Source organism: Moorena sp. SIO3I8, from assembly GCF_010692325.1.
Taxonomy (GTDB): Bacteria; Cyanobacteriota; Cyanobacteriia; order Cyanobacteriales; family Coleofasciculaceae; genus Moorena.
This window is the reverse complement of record NZ_JAAHHW010000343.1, coordinates 1-1,685: the sequence shown is the minus strand read 5'-3', so window position 1 is coordinate 1,685 and position 1,685 is coordinate 1. Positions and strand designations below refer to the sequence as shown.

The following is a 1,685-nucleotide window of genomic DNA, read 5'->3' as shown; positions in this document are numbered from 1 at the left end:
TGGAAAACCTATTCGGCAACCGCAGCAAGAACGAGAGGCAAAGATTGCTCAAAAAGAGTGTTCTCAAACATTTTCAGGATCTTCAAGATCCCAGAGTGGGTCGCCGTAAAGATAAACCATAGGTGTCAATAATCACAATTGCGATTTTAGCAGTGCTCTCAGGTGCAGATGGGTTTGTTGGGATCGAGACCTATGGTAAGGCTAAGCTTGAGTGGCTAGAGACGTTTTTAGAATTACCCTTCGGGATTCCGTCCCACGATACCTTTGGTCGAGTCTTTGGCCTCCTAGATCCTATGGCGCTAGAGAACAGCTTCCTGAGTTGGATAAATAGCATCACCGAAAAATTAGAGCTCAATTTGATTCATGTCGATGGCAAGACTAGCAAAGGTTCCTATGACCGAGAAGGCAAGCTGAAAGCGCTGCATAGTGTGAGTGCTTGGAGTAGTGACCATAGCTTGGTGCTGGCTCAAAAAAAAGTAGATAGCAAGTCCAATGAAATCACAGCGGTGCCGGTGATCCTGAAGTTGCTAAACCTCAAGGGAGCGGTGGTGACCCTTGATGCCATGGGCACTCAAATCGAGATTGCTCAACAAATCAAGCAGGCCGAAGGGGACTATGTCAAAGCCCTCAAAGGCAACCAGGGGAAGCTCAGCCAGCAGGTGGAGGATTGGTTTAAGCAAGCTCAAGCAATGAACTGGCAGGGAATTGACTACAGCTATCACCAGACCATCGAGAGTGGGCATCACCGGATCGAAACTCGCCAAGTCTGGGCAGTATCGGTCAGTCAACTTCCCCCTTTGCATCGGCAAGGCCAGTGGCTGGGCTTAACGACTGTGGTGATGGTTCGCACTCAACGGCAATTATGGAATAAAACGACCACAGAGGTTCGATTCTACATCAGTACTCTCGAAGCAGAAGCGCAAAGGCACAACCAGGTGATTCGCTGCCATTGGAGTATTGAAAACAGTTTGCATTGGGTGCTCGATGTCACCTTTAACGAAGATGCTAGTCGCATCCGTACTGGCTATACAGCTCAAAATCTGGGTTTATTGCGTCGCTTGAGTATTAATTTACTCAAGCGCGAACCCTCCCGCCAGAGTCTGAAGATGAAGCGCTATCAGGCTGGAATGGACAATGATTTTGTGATCAAAATCCTGGCAGCCAGTGCCCCTGAGTCAGCCCCAATGCCCACCACAGTAATCCCAAAGTGAGCCAAAGCCAGTTTAAGGAGGGGATGCTCTGACTGCAGCCAATTAGGAAAAAATCATCAGCACGGCAGTAGCACATACAGACTCAATTCTTCACCATCGAGTCTCAATTATGCACTCAAAAATTAACCCAGGTTACAACAATTTTAGAGCTCGATTAAAATGCGATTACCCTGCTTTATAGTCAGCAGGTTATGGACAAAAGGGTAAAATCTTTTTTAAGAAGGCTCCACTATCTTACGGTAACTTCAAACCAGCAGTTTGCTAGTTTTGTTAAACTCAAACGTTTTGTCAAAACACCTCGCGGACCATTAAAGAAACGAGGAGCCCTCATTATTGATCGCAAACATCGTCATCTCTCAACAGCTCGACTCTTAAAAGCCCATGTCACTCAATAGTACATCTGTACACGTTGAAAGGGCTGACAATAAAAGACTCATAGCTATCGTAGGCTTCCAGGATTGCGATCGCTATTGA

1 pseudogene is annotated in these 1,685 nt (G+C 46.6%); it reads left to right on the top strand.

Going from position 1 to position 1,685, the window contains the following annotated elements:
• Positions 1-44 precede the first annotated feature (44 nt).
• Positions 45-1,211 (top strand): annotated as a pseudogene (locus F6K51_RS36830) (ISAs1 family transposase).
• The last annotated feature ends 474 nt before the right edge of the window (positions 1,212-1,685 follow it).